General features: G+C 68.3%; 14 protein-coding genes. 5 read left to right on the forward strand and 9 right to left on the reverse strand.

The window, feature by feature from the left end; all coding sequences use genetic code 11:
- Nucleotides 1–15 precede the first annotated feature (15 nt).
- From katG to OXQ95_RS03555, 3 genes are all read left to right on the forward strand, one after another.
- On the forward strand, nucleotides 16–2,166 hold the full coding sequence (gene katG, locus OXQ95_RS03545; protein ID WP_267380075.1) for a catalase/peroxidase HPI: 2,151 nt from the start codon (nucleotides 16–18) through the stop codon (nucleotides 2,164–2,166).
- A 175-nt stretch (nucleotides 2,167–2,341) separates the two neighbouring features.
- Nucleotides 2,342–4,204: a gamma-glutamyltransferase family protein gene (locus OXQ95_RS03550; RefSeq protein WP_267379698.1), complete on the forward strand. Its 1,863-nt coding sequence runs from the start codon at nucleotides 2,342–2,344 to the stop codon at nucleotides 4,202–4,204.
- Between the two features lie 23 nt (nucleotides 4,205–4,227).
- Complete coding sequence (locus OXQ95_RS03555) at nucleotides 4,228–5,247, forward strand: acetamidase/formamidase family protein (protein ID WP_267379701.1); 1,020 nt, start codon at nucleotides 4,228–4,230, stop codon at nucleotides 5,245–5,247.
- A gap of 150 nt (nucleotides 5,248–5,397) precedes the next feature.
- Here OXQ95_RS03555 and OXQ95_RS03560 read toward each other — a convergent pair whose 3' ends face one another.
- The 6 genes from OXQ95_RS03560 to OXQ95_RS03585 form a co-directional block, all read right to left on the reverse strand.
- Nucleotides 5,398–5,973: a GDSL-type esterase/lipase family protein gene (locus OXQ95_RS03560; protein ID WP_267379704.1), complete on the reverse strand. Its 576-nt coding sequence runs from the start codon at nucleotides 5,971–5,973 to the stop codon at nucleotides 5,398–5,400.
- Between the two features lie 75 nt (nucleotides 5,974–6,048).
- The gene (locus OXQ95_RS03565) at nucleotides 6,049–7,884 is read right to left on the reverse strand and encodes a phosphoenolpyruvate carboxykinase (GTP) (RefSeq protein WP_346731927.1); all 1,836 of its coding nucleotides are present in this window, start codon (nucleotides 7,882–7,884) and stop codon (nucleotides 6,049–6,051) included.
- Between the two features lie 102 nt (nucleotides 7,885–7,986).
- Nucleotides 7,987–8,262 carry a hypothetical protein gene (locus OXQ95_RS03570; protein WP_242096084.1) on the reverse strand — a complete coding sequence of 92 codons (276 nt, stop codon included), beginning with the start codon at nucleotides 8,260–8,262 and terminating at the stop codon, nucleotides 7,987–7,989.
- Between the two features lie 68 nt (nucleotides 8,263–8,330).
- Entirely contained in the window at nucleotides 8,331–9,863 is a 1,533-nt protein-coding gene (locus tag OXQ95_RS03575) for an efflux transporter outer membrane subunit (protein ID WP_267379712.1), read from the reverse strand.
- On the reverse strand, nucleotides 9,863–13,054 hold the full coding sequence (locus tag OXQ95_RS03580) for an efflux RND transporter permease subunit (RefSeq protein WP_267379714.1): 3,192 nt from the start codon (nucleotides 13,052–13,054) through the stop codon (nucleotides 9,863–9,865). Before OXQ95_RS03580 ends, OXQ95_RS03575 begins: the two co-directional genes overlap by 1 nt.
- A 6-nt stretch (nucleotides 13,055–13,060) precedes the next feature.
- Nucleotides 13,061–14,230, reverse strand: a complete 1,170-nt coding sequence (locus OXQ95_RS03585) for an efflux RND transporter periplasmic adaptor subunit (protein WP_267379717.1) — start codon at nucleotides 14,228–14,230, stop codon at nucleotides 13,061–13,063.
- 132 nt (nucleotides 14,231–14,362) lie between these two features.
- Here OXQ95_RS03585 and OXQ95_RS03590 point away from each other — a divergent pair, with 132 nt between their 5' ends.
- Entirely contained in the window at nucleotides 14,363–14,962 is a 600-nt protein-coding gene (locus OXQ95_RS03590; RefSeq protein ID WP_267379720.1) for a TetR/AcrR family transcriptional regulator, read from the forward strand.
- Nucleotides 14,963–15,028: 66 nt separating this feature from the next.
- On the opposite strand, the gene OXQ95_RS03595 is transcribed toward OXQ95_RS03590, so the two are convergent.
- Both OXQ95_RS03595 and OXQ95_RS03600 read right to left on the reverse strand, forming a co-directional pair.
- Nucleotides 15,029–16,624, reverse strand: a complete 1,596-nt coding sequence (locus OXQ95_RS03595) for an isocitrate lyase (RefSeq protein WP_267379722.1) — start codon at nucleotides 16,622–16,624, stop codon at nucleotides 15,029–15,031.
- Nucleotides 16,625–16,730: 106 nt separating this feature from the next.
- Nucleotides 16,731–16,886 (reverse strand): hypothetical protein, encoded by a 156-nt coding sequence (locus tag OXQ95_RS03600; protein ID WP_242096079.1) that lies wholly within the window; start codon nucleotides 16,884–16,886, stop codon nucleotides 16,731–16,733.
- Nucleotides 16,887–17,037: 151 nt separating this feature from the next.
- On the opposite strand from OXQ95_RS03600, the gene OXQ95_RS03605 reads away from it, so the two are divergent.
- A complete protein-coding gene (locus OXQ95_RS03605) occupies nucleotides 17,038–18,411 on the forward strand; it encodes a helix-turn-helix transcriptional regulator (RefSeq protein WP_267380076.1) in 1,374 nt (457 codons plus the stop codon).
- A gap of 13 nt (nucleotides 18,412–18,424) precedes the next feature.
- Here the strand turns inward: OXQ95_RS03605 and OXQ95_RS03610 are convergent, their stop codons facing one another.
- Complete coding sequence (locus tag OXQ95_RS03610; RefSeq protein ID WP_242096078.1) at nucleotides 18,425–18,877, reverse strand: DUF4126 domain-containing protein; 453 nt, start codon at nucleotides 18,875–18,877, stop codon at nucleotides 18,425–18,427.
- Nucleotides 18,878–18,935 lie beyond the last annotated feature (58 nt).

The raw sequence follows: 18,935 nt of genomic DNA on the forward strand, positions 1-18,935 counted from the left end.
CAGAAATGCCCGATCATGCCCGACCGCGTCGCGCATCCGACGCAGGGCGGGACGAACCAGCAATGGTGGCCCAAGGCGCTGAACCTCAAGATCCTTGCCAAGAACCCGGCCGTCGGCAATCCGCTGCCCGCCGATTTCGATTATGTAAAGGCGTTCGAGGCGCTCGACCTCGATGCGGTGAAGGCCGACATCGCCGCGCTGCTCACCACCTCGCAGCCCTGGTGGCCGGCCGATTTCGGCCATTATGGCCCCTTCATGATCCGCATGGCCTGGCACAGTGCCGGCACGTACCGCGTGGCCGATGGCCGCGGCGGCGCGGGCGAAGGGCAGCAGCGGTTCGCACCGCTCAACAGCTGGCCGGACAACGCCAATCTCGACAAGGCGCGCCGCCTGATCTGGCCGATCAAGCAGAAATACGGCCAGTCGCTCTCTTGGGCGGATCTGATCGTGCTGACCGGCAACGTCGCGCTCGAATCGATGGGCCTGCCCACCTATGGCTTCTCGGGCGGCCGCGCCGATGTGTGGGAGCCCGATCAGGACGTCTATTGGGGCCCGGAGAACGAGTGGCTCGGCGACGAGCGCTACACCGGCGATCGCGACCTGGAGAACCCGCTGGCCGCCGTCCAGATGGGCCTGATCTACGTCAACCCCGAGGGCCCCAACGCGAACCCCGATCCCGCCGCCTCGGCCCGCGACATCCGCGAGACGTTCGGCCGGATGGCGATGAACGACGAGGAGACCGTCGCGCTGATCGCGGGCGGCCACACCTTCGGCAAGACGCACGGTGCGGCCAATCCGGAAGGCGTCGTCGCACCGGAGCCCGAGGGCGCGCCGATCGAGGAAATGGGCCTCGGCTGGAAGAACAGCCACGGCACCGGCAATGCGGGCGACACGATCACCAGCGGGCTCGAGGTCACCTGGACGCAGGAGCCGACCAAGTGGACCAACCTCTATTTCAAGAACCTGTTCGAGCATGAGTGGGAGCTGACCAAGAGCCCCGGCGGCGCACACCAGTTCGTCGCCAAGGACGCCGCTGCCGACGTTCCCGACGCGCATGATCCGAGCAAGACTCACCGGCCGACGATGCTGGTGAGCGACGTCGCGCTGCGCGTCGACCCGGTCTATGAGGAAATCTCGCGCCGCTTCCTGAACGATCACGATGCCTTTGCCGACGCGTTCGCGCGCGCCTGGTTCAAGCTGACGCACCGCGATCTGGGCCCCAAGTCGCGTTACGTCGGCAAGGAAGTCCCGCAGGAAGATCTGGTGTGGCAGGATCCCTTGCCGCAGCCGACCGGCCCGGCCCTCGGGGCGGACGACATCGCCGATCTGAAGCAGCGGATCGCGGCGTCGGGCCTGAGCGTCACGCAGCTCGTCACCACCGCCTGGGCGTCGGCCTCGTCCTATCGCAACAGCGACAAGCGCGGTGGCGCCAATGGGGCGCGTATCCGTCTGGAGCCGCAGCGGAGCTGGCCGACCAACGATCAGGCCGTGATCGGCCCGGTCATCGAAGCGCTCGAGGCGATCGCCGCGGACTATAGCACGGGCGGCAAGACGGTGTCCGTCGCCGACCTGATCGTGCTCGGCGGCAGCGTCGGCATCGAACAGGCGGCCAAGGCGGCGGGACGCGACCTGGTCGTGCCGTTCACGCCCGGCCGCACCGACGCGACGCAGGAGCAGACCGACGTCGAATCGTTCAGCCATATGGAGCAGCGCGCCGATGCGTTCCGCAACTACAAGAGCCCGGACAGCCGGCTGCCCGCGGAATATCTGCTGATCGACCGCGCCAACCTGCTGAACCTCAGCGCACCCGACATGACCGCGCTCGTCGGCGGTCTCCGCGTGATGGGCGTCACGCACAAGGGCACCAAGCAGGGCGTGCTGACCGACCGGGTCGGCACGTTGACGAACGACTTCTTCGTCAACCTGCTGGCGCTCGACACGACGTGGCGGCCGCTCGATCGGCAGTCGGAGACGTTCGAGGCGACCGTCGACGGAGAGGTCAAGTGGACCGGCACGCGGGCGGATCTGGTGTTCGGCTCGAACTCCGAGCTGCGCGCGCTGGCCGAGGTCTATGCGAGCAGCGACGGGATGGACCGGTTCGTGAACCAGTTCGTCTCGGCCTGGGTGAAGGTGATGGAAGCGGACCGCTTCGACCTGCACCGCTAAGCACGCCTGAACGGCCGGTAACGACGAGGGGCCGGGGGTCGCGATACGCGATCCCCGGTCTTTTCGCGTGTGGCCCATCGGGCGGCCCGTCGCTCCTCGCCCCGCCCCGTATGACGCCCCTTGCCAGCACGGTCGTATGTCGCGAGGATCGGGGCGGATTTGCGGGAGCCTGCCCTTGCGTCGTCGGACCTTCCTTGCCGCCTTGCCGGGTGCGGCGTTGCTGCCCGGCACCGTGGGTGCGCAGACCGGGCAGAGCCTTGCCGGGCCGGGCCAGGGCGGCGCGGCACGATCGGCGGCACCCGACCGACCGGCGCGCTGGGTCGCCGGGCAGGACCGCTTCGTGCGGCCCGACGTCACCGCCGGAGACCGGCCGGTGGGCGCGAGCTTCGCCTCGCGCACCGCGGTCTATGGCCTGAACGGCGCGGCAGGCACCGCGCACCCGCTCGCGACCCAGGCGGGGATCGAGATACTGCGCCGGGGCGGCTCGGCGGTCGATGCCGCCATCGCCATCAACGCGTGCCTCGGGTTTCTCGAACCCACGTCGAGCGGCGTCGGCGGCGATGCCTATGCGATGATCTGGGATCCCAAGCTGCGCAAGGTCGTCGGGCTGGCGGGCTCCGGCGCCTCGCCGCGCGGGCTCAGCCTGGAGACGGTGCGCGCGCGGGCGGTGAACGGCGCGCTGCCGCCGCTGGGCGCGGTGTCGGTATCGGTGCCGGGCGCGGTGGATGCATGGTGGACGATGCACCAGCGCTATGGCCGGCTGCCCTGGGCGCAATTGTTCGAACCCGCCATCGCGCATGCCGAGGCAGGCGCGCCGGTGCCCGACATCATCGCCTATTATATCCGCCGCAGCATGGCCGCATTCCGGCGCTCCGGCAACGGCATCGAGGAAACCGCCAACGCGCTGCGCACCTATGGGCTGGCGGATGGCAAGGGACCGGCGGCGGGCCAGGTGTTCCGCAACCCCGATCTCGCGCGCACCTATCGCGCGATCGCGGCGGGCGGGCGCGACGCCTTTTACGGCGGCGAGATCGCGGGCACCATCGATCGCTATTTCCGGCGGATCGGCGGCTGGCTGCGCCGCGAGGATCTGGCCGCGCACCATTCGGAATGGGTGGAACCGCACCGGACGGGCTATCGCGGCACCGACGTGCATGCGCTGGGCGCGAACACGCAGGGCATCGCCACGCTCCAGATGCTCAACATCCTAGAGACGTTCGATCTGGCGGGTGCGGGCTTCCAGTCCGCGCAGTCGATCCATCTGCAGGCGGAGGCCAAGCGGCTCGCCTATGAGGATCGCGCGCGCTTCTATGCCGATCCCCGCTTCGCGCAGGTGCCGGTCGAATGGCTGATCTCCAAGGATTATGCCCGCCAGCGCGCCAAGCTGATCCGCACCGACCGGATCCTCGACCCCGTCCATCCGGGCGAGGCGCCGAGCCATGGCGACACCACCTATTTCAGCTGTGCCGACAAGGACGGCATGATGGTCTCGATGATCCAGTCGAACTTTCGCGGCATGGGATCGGGGCTGGTCGCGGACGGTCTGGGCTTCATGTTCCAGGATCGCGGCCAGTTGTTCAGCCTGCGCGATGGTCACCCCAACATCTATGCGCCGGGCAAGCGGCCGTTCCAGACGATCATTCCCGGCTTCGCCACGCGCGGCGGCGATCCGTGGATGAGCTTCGGCGTGATGGGCGGCGACATGCAGCCCCAGGGCCAGACGCAGATCATCGTCAACCGCGTCGATTATGGCCTCGAGATTCAATCCGCGGGCGACGCGCCGCGCTGGCATCACGAGGGATCGTCGCAGTCGATGGGCGAGGATGCGCCCGGCCTGGGGCCGAAGGGCCTGTTGCGGCTGGAGACCGGCGTGCCGCTCGCCACGCGCCAGCGCCTCGCCGAGATCGGCTGGACGATCGGCGAGCCCGATGGCGGCTTCGGCCGGTACGAATGCGTCGAACACCGGATGGACGGCGCGACGCGCGTCTATGCCGCGGCGAGCGAGATGCGCGCTGATGGCTGCGCCCTGGCCTATTGAAGAGCCAATTGAGGAGAATGACGATGCGCCTCCCCCTTTTCGCGACGCTGGCCGCCGCCACGCTTGCGGCCCCGCTGTCCGCCGAAACCTATGAGCTGAAGGCCACGCCGCAGACCGTCGCCTGGGGCCATTACGACGCCACCGACAAGCCGGTGCTGACGATCCGGTCGGGCGACACGGTGGTGATCCACACGCTGCTGACCAACAGCCCCACGGGCCTGGAAAAGGCGGGCGTGGCACCGGCGGACGTGGAGCCGGCGCTGCGCGCGGTGTTCGACGGCGTGCCCGCCAGCGCGCGCGGCCCCGGCGGCCATATCCTCACCGGCCCGATCGCGATCGCCGGCGCGGAGCCCGGCGACACGCTCGAGGTGCGGATCCGCAAGATCGATCTGGCGATCCCCTATGCCTATAATGCGTTCCGCTACGGCGCCGGCTTCCTGACCGACGATTTTCCCTATGCGCGGATGAAGATCGTGCCGCTCGACGCCAAGCGGATGGTCGGCCGGTTCGCGCCCGGCATCGACGTGCCGCTCGCACCGTTCTTCGGCAGCATGGGCGTGGCGCCGCCGCCTTCCTTCGGCCGCTACGACTCCGCACCGCCCACCATCAACGGCGGCAACATGGACGACAAGGCGCTGGTCGCGGGCACGATCCTGTTCCTGCCCGTGCACGCGGCGGGCGCGCTGTTTCAGGTGGGCGACGGCCACGCGGCGCAGGGCAATGGCGAGGTGGACATCACCGCGCTCGAAACCTCGCTGACGGGCACGTTCGAATTCGTGCTGCACAAAAAGGCGCCGCTCGCCTATCCGCGCGCCGAGACGCCCAAGGCCTATATCGCGATGGGCTTCGACGACGATCTGAGCAACGCGACGCGCAAGGCGCTGCGCAACATGATCGATTTCCTCGTGAGCGAAAAGGGCATGACCCGCGACGACGCCTATATGCTCGTCAGCGTGGCGGGGGATGTCGAGATCACCGAACTGGTCGACCACAACAAGGGCGTGCACGTCGTGGTGCCCAAGGCGCTGTTCGCCAGGCGGTGACGGCACGGCGCTGGGCCTGGATTTGATGACGTTACGTTGATCCGTTCGCCCTGAGCTTGTCGAAGGGCCCGTACCGACGGCAAAGTCAGCCTTGCGGGGAGCGTGCTTCGACAAGCTCGGCACGAACGGATAAAGCTGATGTCATCAGGCCTATCCGTCCCCCGCCGCGAGCGCCCGCTCCACCGCGGGCAGCATCGCCGCCGCCACCGCGGTAATCGCCCGCGCGTTGGGGTGGACGCGGTCGGCCAGCACCATGTCGGGATGCCCCAGCACGCCAGGCGGAAAGAACGGCCACACCGCCGCCCCGTGCCGCGCCGCTACCGCCTCGTGGATGCCCACATGGCCGCCCGCGCGCGACGCGAGGAAGGCGGGTGGCGTCACCGTCGTCAGCAGCACCGGCACGCGGCAACGGCCCAGTTCCGCCAGCAGCGCGTCGAGATTGGCGCGGGTCGCGGCCGGGGGCAGCCGGTGCAGCACGTCGTTGGGGCCGATCTGCACGATCGCGAGATCCGGGCGCGCGTCGAGCCGCGTGAGGACGCGCGGCAGGCGGCGCAGGGCATCCGCGGTCGTGTCGCCCGCCATGCCCGCGTCGATCACCACCGCCCCTGGATGCCGCGCACGCAGCCCGCGTTCGAGCTGCGCGCAAAAGCCATCGGCGCGGGACAGGCCATAGCCGGCGACGAGACTGTCGCCGAACGCGAGAACAAGCGGAGAATTCGGGGGCATCGGTAAGGAACAGATAGGCGGTGCGCGCCGAAAGATAAGGCCGCACCCGCCATTCCCGCCCCGCCGATGGCCCCGCTATCCCCGCGCGAGCCGCTCCTCCAGCGCGTGCTGCTGCCGGGCCAGCGCCTGCGGCAGCCGGTCGCCGAAGATCGCCAGATCGGCGGCGTTCGCGCGCGCCTCCTCGCGCCAGGCGACCGGATCGACCTGCAACAGCGTGGCGAGCGCGTCCTCCGACAAGTCCAGCCCCTCCAGATCGAGCGCGTCCGGGCTCGGCAGCGTGCCAATCGGGGTGGCCACGCCCTCCCCCCGGCCTTCGCACCGTTCCACGATCCACTTCAGCACGCGCGCATTGTCGCCATAGCCCGGCCAGAGGAAGCGACCGTCAGCGCCCTTGCGGAACCAGTTGACGAGGAAGAGGCGCGGCAGCTGCCGGTCGTCCGACTGCGCCGCCGCGCCGATCCGCAGCCAATGGTCGAAATAATCCGCCATGTCATAACCGCAAAAGGGCAGCATCGCGAAAGGATCGCGGCGCAACACGCCCACCGCGCCCTCGGCCGCGGGCGTGCCCTCCGACGCGATGTTCGCGCCCAGATACACGCCATGCTCCCAGTCGAACGCCTCCACGACGAGCGGCACCGCACTCGCGCGCCGGCCGCCGAACAGGATCGCCGAGATCGGCACGCCTGCCGGATCGTCCCATTCGGGTGCGATCACGGGGCATTGCGCGGCGGGCACGGTGAAGCGCGCATTGGGGTGCGCCGCGGGCTTGCCGCTCGCGGGATCCCAGGGCTCGCCCTGCCAATCGATCAGCCCGGCGGGCGGCGTCTCGGTCAGCCCCTCCCACCACACGTCGCCATCGGGCGTGAGCGCGGTGTTGGTGTAGATCGCGTTGGCGTGAAGCGTGGCGATGGCGTTGCGGTTGGTCGCGGGGCTGGTGCCCGGCGCCACGCCGAAGAACCCCGCCTCCGGGTTCACCGCATAGAGCCGGCCGTCCTGGCCGAAACGCATCCACGCGATGTCGTCGCCGATCGTCTCCGCCGTCCAGCCGGGGATGGTCGGCTCCAGCATCGCCATGTTGGTCTTGCCGCACGCGCTGGGAAAGGCGGCGGCGACGAAATGGACGCGGCCCTCGGGGCTGGTGAGCTTCAGGATCAGCATATGCTCGGCCATCCAGCCGCCGTCGCGCGCCATGACGCTCGCGATGCGCAACGCGAAGCATTTCTTGCCGAGCAGCGCATTGCCGCCATAGCCCGAGCCATAGGACCAGATCTCGCGCGTCTCGGGATAATGGACGATCCATTTCTCGGCGTTGCACGGCCAGGCGACATCGGCCTGCCCGGGCGCGAGCGGCATGCCCACCGAATGGACGCAGCGCACGAAGAACCCGTCCTCGCCCAGCATCGCCAGCGCCGCGTCGCCCATCCGCGTCATCAGCCGCATCGACATCACGACATAGGCGCTGTCGGTGATCTCGACGCCGATCGCGCTCTGCGCCGCGCCGATCGGGCCCATGCAGAACGGCACGACGTACATCGTACGCCCGCGCATGCAGCCATCGAACAGCGCGGCCATCGTGGCGCGGGTCTCGGCGGGGTCGCGCCAGTTGTTGGTCGGCCCCGCATCCTGTTCGCGCTCGGAGCAGATGAAGGTGCGGCTTTCGACCCGCGCGACGTCACGCGGATCGGAGCGCGCATAGAAGCTGTTGGGGCGCTTGGCGGGATCGAGCGGGATCAGCGTGCCGGCCGCCGTCAGCGCCGCCGCCATCGCCTGCCACTCCGCCTCCGATCCGTCGCACCAGTGGATCGCGTCGGGTTTGGCCAGCGCTGCGACGTCCTCCACCCAGGCGCGCAGCGCGTGGTGGCGCGTGGGCGCGTCGATGGTCAACGAACGGGGCTCGTCATGGCCTCTCATGGGGCGGTCCTCTCCAGGTCGGTCGGCGGCCGATGCTTCGGCTCGCCACAGGCCTGTCGCTATAGCCAATGAGGCCCGCAACACGAGAGGATTCGGCCAAACCTATCGATAGGCGCGCAGATGCTTCCCGCCATAACGCTGGCCGATATAGCTGGTCAGCCGCTGCATGATGCCCGACGCCTCGGCGGCGCTTTGCGGGCAGCACGAAATCGGCATGGGTGCCGCCGCCGCGTCCGAACGCCGCTCCACCTTGTGGCAAAGCTCTTCGATATCGGCGCGGGTCAGCAGGTTCTTCTCGCGCATCAGGCAGAGCAGGCTCTGCAGGATGATGAGGCTTTCCTCGCCGGGATCGGCCTGGAAGGACGGGGTGGTGGCCATCGCTCTCTCCTTATCGTTTTCGGACAAGGTACGCGCATTTTCGCCGCTGGCAAGCGGGCGGCCGGCCCTCAGCTCAGGCCGCCGCCCAGCGCCCGGTACAGCTCGACGAGGTTACTTCCGCGGTTGAGCCGGGTCGTCACCAATTGCTGCTGCGCGGCATAGGCGGTGCGCTGCGCATCGAGCGAGGTGAGGAAGGAATCCACTCCCGATCGGTAGCGCGCCTCCGACAGCCGCGCCGCCACCTGTGCGGCATTGGCACGCGCGGACTGGGCGGCGATCTGCTCGTCGATCGTGCCGCGCTCCGCCAGCGCATCGGCCACCTCGCGGAACGCGGTCTGCACCGTCTTCTGATAGGTCGCGACCGCCGCATCGCGCGAGGCGCGGGCATAATCGAGATTGCCCTTGTTGCGGCCGCCGTCGAACAGCGGCAGCGCGATCGAAGGGCTGGCGGTGTAAGTGCGCGTTCCGCTGGCGAACAGGCCGCCGAGCGCGGTGCTGATCGTGCCCAGCGTCGCCGTCAGCGAGATCGTGGGGAAGAACGCCGCACGCGCCGCGCCGATATTCGCGTTCTGCGCGATCAATTGATGCTCCGCCTGAAGCACGTCGGGGCGGCGCAGCAGCACGGTCGAGGACAGGTCGGTCGGCAGCACCTGGATGCCCGGCCGCATGTCGCCGAGCGCAGGGGGCAGCAGCGCGGTTTCCACTGGCGTGCCGACGAGCAGGTCGAGCGCGTTGCGATCGCGCGCGATCTGCGTGCGCAGCACCGCGATGTCGTTGCGCGCGGCCTGATAATTCGTCTCCGCCTGACGCGACTCCAATTCGGAGGCCACCCCGATGCGGAACTGCGCGGTCGTGAGATCCAGCGTTTCCTTGAACGTGCCCAGCGTCTGCTGCGACAGCGCGAGCTGATCCTCGTCCGACGCGATCGTCAGCCATGCGGACGCGATCTCGGCGATCAGCGTGATGCGGGTGCTGCGCTGCGCCTCCTCGGTCGCGAAATATTGCTCGAGCGCCGCCTTGCTCAGATTGCGGACGCGGCCGAACAGATCGAGTTCGAACGCCGACACGCCGACGTTCGCGCTGTAATAATGAAGGTCGGTCGATCCCGTGCCGACCGCGCTGCCGACCGTGCCGGTGCCCGTGGCGGCGGTTCCCGTGGTGGTGCCGCCGGTCGTCGTGCTCCCCGTCGTCGTGGTGCCCGTGGCCCCCGTGGCACCGCCGGTGGCTCCCGAGGCGCCGAACAGATTGTTCGTGTACGTCGCCGATCCCGACGCCGCCACCGATGGCAGCAACTCGGCGCGCTGCACGCGATATTGCGCACGCGCCTGCAGCACATTGGCCGCCGCGACCTGGAGATCGCGGTTGTTGTCGAGGCCGCGCTGGATCACCTGGCGCAGGCGCTCGTCGATGAAGAAATCGCGCCAGCCGACGCGCGTGATGTCGCGCGCGTCGGTCGCCGCGGCGGGATAGACGCCGCCCTGCGGCAGCGCCGCGGGCACGCCACCCGCCGGGCGGACATAGGTGGGCGCGAGGTTGCAACCAGCGAGCGCGGTGCTGGCGGCGAGCGCCGCCACGAGGGGGAAACGGATCGTCACGGCCATCAGGCTCCCTGCGGCGCGGGGGTCGCGCCATCGGTATCGTTCGGGTCGGCGCGGCGCTCCTCGTGCGCTTCGTCCTTGCCGCCATGCCGGCCGAACAGGCGCAGCACGACGACGAAGAACATCGGCACGAAGAAGATCGCCAGGATGGTGGCGGACAGCATGCCGCCGACCACCGCGCGGCCGATCGCATTCTGTCCGCCGGCACCCGCGCCGGTGGAGATGGCGAGCGGGAAGACGCCGAAGATGAACGCCAGCGACGTCATCAGGATCGGGCGAAGGCGCAGCTTGGCCGCGGCGATCGCGGCGTCGAACGCGTTCTTGCCGTCGCGCATCTGCTCCTCGGCGAATTCCACGATCAGGATCGCGTTCTTGGCCGAAACGCCGATCGTGGTGATGAGGCCCACCTGCAGATAGATGTCGTTGCCAAGGCCCGTCAGCGTCGCAGCGAGCAGCGCCCCCACGATCCCCAGCGGCACCACCAGCATCACCGAGATCGGCACCGACCAGCTTTCGTAAAGCGCCGCCAGGCAGAGGAACACGATGAGCAGCGACAGCCCGTAGAGCGCCGGCGCCTGGCCGCCCGAGAGCCGCTCCTCATAGCTGAGACCGGTCCATTCGAGCGCGGTGCCCGGCGGCAGCTTGGCGTGGATCGCCTCGATCGCCGCCATCGCGGTGCCCGACGACACGCCGGGCGCGGGCTGGCCGAGGATTTCCATCGCCGGCTGCCCGTTATAGCGGGTGAGCTGCACCGGCGCCTGGCTCCAGCTCAGATCGGCGAAGGAGCTGAACGGCGCCATCGTGCCCGTCGCCCCGCGCACATAGAAGTCGCCGATATCCTCGGGCGCCATCCGATAGGGCTGGTCGGCCTGGAAATAGACGCGCTTCACGCGGCCACGGTCGATGAAGTCGTTGATGTAGCTGCCGCCCCAGGCGCTCGAGATCGTGTCGTTGACGGTCGAGAGATCGAGGCCGAGTGCACGCGCCTTGTCGTGATCGACGTTGATCTTCAACTGCGGCGCGTCGTCGAGCGCGTTGGGTCGCACGCCGACCAGCGACTTGTCCTGCATCGCCATGCCGAGCATCATGTTGCGCGCCTCGAGCAGCTTGGCGTGGCCGATGCCGGTCTGATCGACCAACTGGAAGTCGAAGCCGGTCGCGTTGCCCAGTTCCTGCACCGCCGGCGGCACGACCGCGAAGATCATCGCATCCTTGAACTGCGAGAACACGCCCATCGCGCGGCCGGCGATCGCCTGCGCCTTGTTGGCGGCGCCGGCGCGATCCTCCCAGCCTCTGAGCGGGATGAACGCGATGCCGCTGTTCTGGCCGCTGCCCGCGAAGCTGAAGCCGTTGAGCGTGTAGACGCCCTGGATGTTCTTGCCCTCGGCATTCAGGAAATGGTTCTGGATCGTGTCGAGCGCCTTTTCGGTGCGCGCGCTCGACGCACCCGACGGGCCCTGCACCAGCGCGATCATGATGCCCTGATCCTCGTCCGGCAGGAAGCCGGTCGGCAGGCGCACGAACAGCACCGCCATCCCGATCACGATCAGCGCATAGATCAGCGCAGACCGCTTCCAGTTGCGCGCCGTCCCGCGCACGCCGCGCTCGTATTTTGCCTGGCCGCGATCGAACTTGTCGTTGAACCAGCGGAAGAAGCGCGCGAGCGGCCCGTTGCTCTCCCGCCTGTCGGGATCGTGCGGCTTCAGGATCGTCGCGCACAGCGCGGGCGTGAGGATCAACGCGACCGACACCGACAGCACCATCGCCGAGACGATCGTGATCGAGAACTGGCGATAGATGACGCCGGTCGATCCGCCGAAGAACGCCATCGGCAGGAACACCGCCGACAGCACCAGCGCGATGCCGATCAGCGCGCCGGTGATCTCGTCCATCGATTTGCGCGCGGCATCCTTGGGGCTGAGATGCTCGGTCTGGATCAGCCGTTCGACATTCTCCACGACGACGATCGCATCGTCGACGAGCAACCCGATCGCCAGCACCATGCCGAACAGCGTGAGCGTGTTGATCGAATAGTCCGCGATCGCCAGCACGCCGAACGTGCCGAGCAGCACCACCGGCACCGCGATCGTCGGGATGAGCGTCGCGCGGAAATTCTGGAGGAACAGGAACATCACGAGGAAGACGAGCACCACCGCCTCGACCAGCGTCTCGATCACCTGCTTGATCGACAGGCGGACGAAGGGCGAGGTGTCGTAGGGGAAGATCACCTTCACGTCGGGCGGGAACTGCTTGGCGATCGCGTTCACGCGCGCCTTTACCGCGGTGACGGTGTCGAGCGCGTTGGCCCCGGGCGCCAGCTTGATGCCGATGCCCGATGCAGGCTTGCCGTTCCACTTGGACGAGAAGCCGTAATTCTCCGCGCCGATTTCGACGCGCGCCACGTCGCGCAGCCGGACGATCGACCCGTCGGCATTGCTCTTCAGGCTGATCGCGCCGAACTGCTCGGGCGTGGTCAGGCGCGATTCGACCGAGACGGTCGCGTTGAGCATCTGCTCCTTGGGGGCCGGCTGCGCGCCGATCTGGCCGGCGGCGACCTGCGCGTTCTGCGCGATGACCGCGCTGCGGATGTCCGCCATGGTCAGCGCGTAATTGTTGAGCTTCAGCGGATCGACCCAGATGCGCATCGCATATTGCGAGCCGAACACCTGCGTATCGCCGACGCCGTTGACGCGCGCGAGCGGATCCTGGAGCTTGGAGACGATGTAATCGGCGAGATCGTCGCCGTTATGCTTGCCGTTCTCGGAATAGAGCCCGACGAAGAGCAGGAAGTTCTGCGTCGCCTTGGCGACAAGAATGCCCTGTTGCTGGACCTCCTGCGGCAGCAGCGGCGTCGCGGCCTGCAGCTTGTTCTGCACCTGCACCTGCGCGATGTCGGGATCGGTGCCCTGTTCGAACGTCAGCGTGATGGTGACGGTGCCCGCCGAGCTCGACACCGACGAGAAGTAGCGGAGATGGTCGAGCCCCTTCATCTGCTGCTCGATGAGCTGCGTCGTGGTGTTCTCGAGCGTCTGCGCGTCCGCGCCCGGATAGGTCGCGGTGATCGACACCGCGGGCGGCGCGATGGTCGGGAATTGCGAGATCGGCAGCGATCGGATGGCCAGGATGCCCGCGAGCATCAGGACCATCGCGATGACCCATGCGAAGATGGGGCGATCGATGAAATAACGGGCCATGGTGCGTTACTTGCCCTGTGCCTGAGGCTGCGCCTGCGCGGGTGCGGCGGGCTGGGCGTTCGGGTTCCAGGGGCTGGGCTGCACCGGCATGCCGGGGCGAAGGTTCATGCCACCCTCCACGATCACCCGGTCGCCGGGCCGCAGGCCACCGGTGACGAGCCAATTGTCGCCGATCGTCCGGTTCGTCTGGAGCGAGCGCGGCGCGACCTTGTTGTCCGGCCCCACCACCATCACGGTCGCGTTGCCGCGCTCGTCGCGGCTGACGGCGCGCTGCGGCACCAGCATCGCCTTGGCCTGCGTGCCCTCCACCAGCTGCGCGCGGACATACATGCCCGGCAGCAACAGGCCGTTGGGATTGGGGAACAGCGCGCGGATCACCTGCGTGCCCGTCGTCGGGTCCACCGTCACGTCGGCAAAGCGCAGCGTGCCCTCGGGGCCGAACGTCGTGCCGTCCTCCAGCAGCAGCTTCACGCGCGCATTGCCGTCGCGCGCCACCTGGCCCGCGAGGATCTGCTGGCGCAGCTTCAGCAGGTCGGCGCTCGATTGCTGGATATCGACATAGATCGGGTCCAGCCGCTGGATCGTCGCGAGCGGATCGGTCTGCGCGGCGGTGACGAGCGCGCCCGTCGTATAAACGGAGCGCCCGATGCGTCCGGCGATCGGCGCGCGCACGGTGGTGCGGCCCAGATCGATCTGCGCGGTGCGCAGCGCGGCCTGCTGGGCCGCGACGTCAGCCTGCGCCTGTGCCGCGCTGGTCTGCGAATTCTCGTAATCCTGCTTCGAGATCGCGTTGATCTTCACCAGCTCGCCGTAACGCCGCGCCAGCGCCGCGCTCGACGCGATCGCCGCCTTCGCCCGCGCCAGCGCCGCACGGGCATTGGCCACCTGCGCCTGATAGGGCGAGGCGTCGATGCGGTAGAGGGGCTGGCCCTGGCGGACCATGTCGCCTTCGGTGAACAGCCGCGCCTCGACGATGCCATTGACCTGCGGCCGGACCTGCGACGTTTCGTAGGCCGAGGTGCGGCCGGGCAGCTCGTTCGTCAGCGTCACCGCCTGTTCACGTACCGTCACATACCCGACCGCCGGTGCGGGTGGCTGGGCCGGCTGCGTAGCCGGCTTGCCGCACGCGGCCAGCATCAGGGTCAGCGCAGTCGCGGTGCGACGAAGAAAATTCATGCGTGGATCTGCCGAATAATTTATGTGAGTGATCGATCACTCACAAAATGCTGCTACTGCGAAGACGATAGCAGCGTCAAGCGGCTTGGACTTGGGACGAGGATGGAAATGGAAGGCTTGTGCAGCGGAGGGATGCGGGATCGTGCGGGATCGCGCCGGCTGCGCGTGATCGATGCGGCGCGCAAGCTGTTCGTGAACAACGGCTTTCACGCGACCGGCGTGGCGCAGATCGCCAGGGAGTCGGGTGTCGCGGTCGGCCAGATCTATCGCGATTTCGAGGCCAAGGAAGATATCGTCGCCGCGATCGTCGAGGGCGATTGCTATGCCTTTCTCGAACGCGAGTCGCTGTATCGTGCGATCGCGGCCGGTGACGAGATGCTGGTATGGGCGTGGATCCGCCAGTTCATGCGCCCTTCCGACCAGAGCACCAGCGAGCCGCTGTTCGCCGAGATCATCGCCGAATCGACTCGCAACGCCCGCATTGCCGCGATCTTCACGCGCACGCAGGGCGCGGTGGAGGGCGACATGCACGCCGCCCTCGCCCTTCTCGCGCCGGGCGACCATCTGGCGCGACGCCGCGCGGTGCTGGGCGACATGATCCTCACCCAGTCGCTGGGGCTGATGCAGCACCGGCTGCTGCGGCCGCTGCGCGATACCGATACGCTGCTCGAGATGATCCTGGCCGCGATCGCCGCCGAAGTCCGCGCGATGCGGGGCGAAGACCGGCCCTGAACCGCTCCGCGCACGGACGAAGCGGTTCAGGGCTGACGCAGCGAAGTCACGTCGGCAAACGCCGCCTCAGGCGGCGAACTGGTTCATCGTGTTGTGCGCGCCGCCCGCCTTCAGCGCGGCCTCGCCAGCGAAATATTCCTTGTGATCGTCGCCGAGATCGCTGCCCGACATGTTCTGGTGCTTCACGCAGGCGATGCCCTCGCGGATTTCGCGGCGCTGGACGCCCTTCACATAGCCCAGCATCCCTGCCTCGCCGAAATACTCCTTGGCCAAATTGTCGGTGGACAAGGCCGCGGTGTGATAGGTCGGCAAGGTGATGAGATGATGGAAGATGCCCGCGCGCGCCGCGGCATCCTTCTGGAAGGTGCGAATGCGCTCGTCCGCCTCGCGCCCCAGCGCGGTGTCGTCGTAATCCACGCTCATCAGCCGGGCGCGATCATAAGCCGCGACGTCCCTGCCCTCCTGCTGCCAGGCGTCGAACACCTGCTGGCGGAAGTTCAGCGTCCAGTTGAACGAGGGCGAGTTGTTGTAGACCAGCTTGGCGTTCGGAACGACGTCGCGGATTCGGTCGACCATGGCGGCGATCTGCTCGATATGCGGCTTCTCGGTCTCGATCCACAACAGGTCGGCGCCGTTCTGTAGCGAGGTGATGCAATCCAGCACGCAGCGATCCGCGCCGCTGCCCTCGCGAAACTGGTAGAGGTTGGACGGCAGGCGCTTGGGCCGCATCAGCTTGCCGTCGCGTTCGATCACCACATCCCCGCGCAGCGCCGCGATGTCGGTCACCTCCTCGCAGTCGAGGAACGCGTTATACTGGTCGCCGAGATCGCCCGGCTCCTTCGAATAGGCGATCTGCTTGGTGAGGCCGGCGCCCAGCGAATCGGTGCGCGTGACGATGATCCCGTCCTCGACGCCCAGTTCGAGGAAAGCGTAGCGGCAGGCGCGCACCTTTGCGAGGAAGTCCTCGTGCGGCACCGTCACCTTGCCGTCCTGATGCCCGCATTGCTTTTCGTCGGACACCTGGTTTTCGATCTGCAGCGCGCAGGCGCCTGCCTCGATCATCTTGCGTGCGAGCAGATAGGTCGCCTCGGCATTGCCGAAGCCCGCATCGATATCGGCGATGATCGGCACGACATGCGTCTGGTGGTTGTCGATCGCCTTCAGCAACCGCTGCTCCTCGATCGCATTGCCCGCCGCGCGCGCGGCGTCCACCTCGCGGAACATCATGCCGAGTTCGCGGGCATCGGCCTGACGCAGAAACGTGTAAAGCTCCGCGATCAGCGCGGGCACGCTCGTCTTCTCGTGCATCGATTGGTCGGGCAGCGGCCCGAATTCGCTGCGGAGTGCCGCCACCATCCAGCCCGAGAGATAGAGATAACGCCGCTCGGTCGAGCCGAAATGCTTCTTGATGGAAATCATCTTCTGCTGGCCGATAAAGCCGTGCCAGCAGCCGAGCGACTGGGTGTAGGCCGCGGGATCGGCGTCATAGGCCGCCATGTCGCGCCGCATGATCCCTGCGGTGTAGCGCGCGATGTCGAGCCCGGTCTGGAAGCGGTTCTGCACGCGCATCCGCGCGACGCCTTCGGGGTCGATCCCGGCCCAGCTTTCGCCATGGCTTGCGACCAGTTGGCCGATCCGGCCGGTTTCGTCCTGATAGGTCATGAAACGTCCTTCGCGCGGAGGCGGCTCCGCGAATGATGGTGCGGGAAGGGATTGTCCGCCGGCCGGTCTCCCGTCCGGCGGACACCTTTCCTCCCCAGGAAAGTCGTCAGCCGAGACGGCCGAGGCGGTGATAGAGATTCGAGAATTTGGCCGAGCGGGGCTCGTCGGCGATCTTGCGGACGTAATCGCCGACTGCTTCCTTCAGCAGCGAGAAATCCTCGGTCGAGAAAACGGCGCGACTGCGTTGCGGTTCGTTGGACATCCGGTCTCTCCTTCATCGGTCCGCTGGTTGTGGTATAATCCGCAAGAATGCAGTCGCGAAGCCGGTGCGGCTCGATTATCGTGTCGTCAGGTCGTCGGAATCAGGGTATCCATGGCTATATTGTAAAGAACGTGACGAATTGGAGCCGACGATCGCGCGGGAAAAACTGCTAGCCGGCCATGCCGTGCGCCGCCTGCGCCGCCGCCACGGGCTCACCCAGGCGGCCATGGCGGAGATGCTCGTCATTTCGCCCAGCTATCTGAACCTGATCGAACGCAACCAGCGTGCGGTGCCCGCCGGGCTGCTCGTCCGCCTGGCCGAGGCGTTCGATTTCGATCCGCGCGAACTGGCGGCGGGCGAGCCCGGCGGCGGCGGTGAGGCAATCCGCCGGCGGCTCGGCGACCCGCTGTTCGCCGATCTGGACATCGACCGCCACGAGATCGAGGAATGGCTGGCGGCGGCGCCGGGCGGCGCGGAGGCATTCGCGCGCGCCTTCGATCGCGGTGGCGGTGGTGGGATGCCGGCGGCGGGCGACGATGCCGCAAGATCGGTGCGGCGCGAGGTCGAACGCTGGCGCAACTTCTTTCCCGATCTCGACGCCGCCGCCGAAGCGCTGGCCGACGAGCTGCGGCTGAGCGGCGCCGATCTCTATGGCGCGATGGTCGAGCGGCTGCGCGTCCGCCACGGGCTGTCGATCCGCATCCTGCCGACCGACGTGCTGCCCGACGCGCTGCGGCGGCTCGATCTGCACGCGCGGCAATTGCAGCTGAGCGAGACGCTGCCGCCGTCCGCCAGGATCTTCGAACTGGCCGCGCAGCTCGGCCAGCTGGAGGCGCGCGCCGAGATCGATGCGCTGGTGCGCGGCGCGGGCTTTGCCGATCGCGTGGCGGAGCGGCTGTTCCGCAGCCATCTGACCGGTGCCTTCGCCGCGGCGGTGATGATGCCCTATGCCCGCTTCCTGCGCGCCTGCGAGGGCAGCGGCTATGACCTAGGCACCTTGCAGCACCGGTTCGGCGCGAGCTTCGAACAGGTGGCGCAGCGGCTGACCAGCCTGCAACGCGTGGGCGCGCGCGGCTTGCCCTTCTTCATGATCCGGATCGACCGGGCCGGGCAGGCGTCGGTGCGTCAGGCAGGTGCGAGCGGATCGGTGCTCGTCGCGGCCGAGGGGCGATGCCCGCTATGGCGGATCCACCATGCGTTCGACCGGCCGGGATCGCTCACGATCCAGCTGGTCGAACTGGAAGACGGCGCACGCTGGTTCGTCCAGGCGCAGGCGGTCCCCGCGGTCGGCGATCCGGCGCATGGCGGGCCCAATGCGGTGCCCGCCGAATTCGCGATCGGCCTCGGCGTGTCGGCCGCGCAGGCCGCAGGGCTGGCGGCGTCGCGCGGGATGGATCTGGCGGGCTATGCCACTCCGATCGGGCTCGGGTGCCGCGCCTGCCTGCGCGAGGCTTGCGCGCAACGCTCAGCCCCGCCCGCCCGCCGCGCGATGGCGCCGGTCACTCCGTCACTCGAGGGCGGGTGACACGGTTGTTCGGTCAAGCCACGGCTGTGCGCGCGATCGCCGCGGCGCCTGCGATCACCGCGACATCTTCCACGAACCCGGTCGGCGTCTGGCCATAGCGCGCCATCGCCGCCTTGCGCGCCCGCCAGCCGGGATAGGAGGCCGCGACCGCCGTCAGGCCGCCGACCGCCGCGCCCAGCCAGCGCCGGCGGTGCGGGGCGAGCGCCGCCCCAGCGATGGCGGAGGTGGCGAAGCGCGCGGCGAGGCCCACCGGCACGATCCGGTCCGGCGCGGTCTTCTGCTTGTCGCCGGCCATCTCGCCGATCGCCAGCACCAGCGCGCCCGCCGCGACGAGCGGATGGCCGAGCAGCGCCGGTGCGCCATTGTCGTCGGGGAGTTCGTCGCGGGCGGCGGCGATCGCGACGACGGCGAGCGGCGTCATCGCCCGCTGGCCGCCGACCAGACCCATCAGAAACGAAGCCAGCATCGCAAATCTCCTGTCGATATGCCTGCACAAACGCACGCCCCCCATCCCGGATGCGTGG

The organism is Sphingomonas sp. GC_Shp_6 (genome assembly GCF_026540835.1).
In the GTDB taxonomy this organism is placed as follows: domain Bacteria; phylum Pseudomonadota; class Alphaproteobacteria; order Sphingomonadales; family Sphingomonadaceae; genus Sphingomonas.

Bases quoted from the DNA above. Each gene is read 5' to 3' on its own strand.
- katG (WP_267380075.1), top strand. From the start codon at position 16: ATGCCCGACCGCGTCGCGCATCCGACGCAGGGCGGGACGAACCAGCAA.
- OXQ95_RS03555 (WP_267379701.1), top strand. From the start codon at position 4,228: ATGCGCCTCCCCCTTTTCGCGACGCTGGCCGCCGCCACGCTTGCGGCC.
- OXQ95_RS03560 (WP_267379704.1), bottom strand. From the start codon at position 5,973: ATGCCCCCGAATTCTCCGCTTGTTCTCGCGTTCGGCGACAGTCTCGTC.
- OXQ95_RS03565 (WP_346731927.1), bottom strand. From the start codon at position 7,884: ATGAGAGGCCATGACGAGCCCCGTTCGTTGACCATCGACGCGCCCACG.
- OXQ95_RS03570 (WP_242096084.1), bottom strand. From the start codon at position 8,262: ATGGCCACCACCCCGTCCTTCCAGGCCGATCCCGGCGAGGAAAGCCTC.
- OXQ95_RS03575 (WP_267379712.1), bottom strand. From the start codon at position 9,863: ATGGCCGTGACGATCCGTTTCCCCCTCGTGGCGGCGCTCGCCGCCAGC.
- OXQ95_RS03580 (WP_267379714.1), bottom strand. From the start codon at position 13,054: ATGGCCCGTTATTTCATCGATCGCCCCATCTTCGCATGGGTCATCGCG.
- OXQ95_RS03585 (WP_267379717.1), bottom strand. From the start codon at position 14,230: ATGAATTTTCTTCGTCGCACCGCGACTGCGCTGACCCTGATGCTGGCC.
- OXQ95_RS03590 (WP_267379720.1), top strand. From the start codon at position 14,363: ATGCGGGATCGTGCGGGATCGCGCCGGCTGCGCGTGATCGATGCGGCG.
- OXQ95_RS03595 (WP_267379722.1), bottom strand. From the start codon at position 16,624: ATGACCTATCAGGACGAAACCGGCCGGATCGGCCAACTGGTCGCAAGC.
- OXQ95_RS03600 (WP_242096079.1), bottom strand. From the start codon at position 16,886: ATGTCCAACGAACCGCAACGCAGTCGCGCCGTTTTCTCGACCGAGGAT.
- OXQ95_RS03610 (WP_242096078.1), bottom strand. From the start codon at position 18,877: ATGCTGGCTTCGTTTCTGATGGGTCTGGTCGGCGGCCAGCGGGCGATG.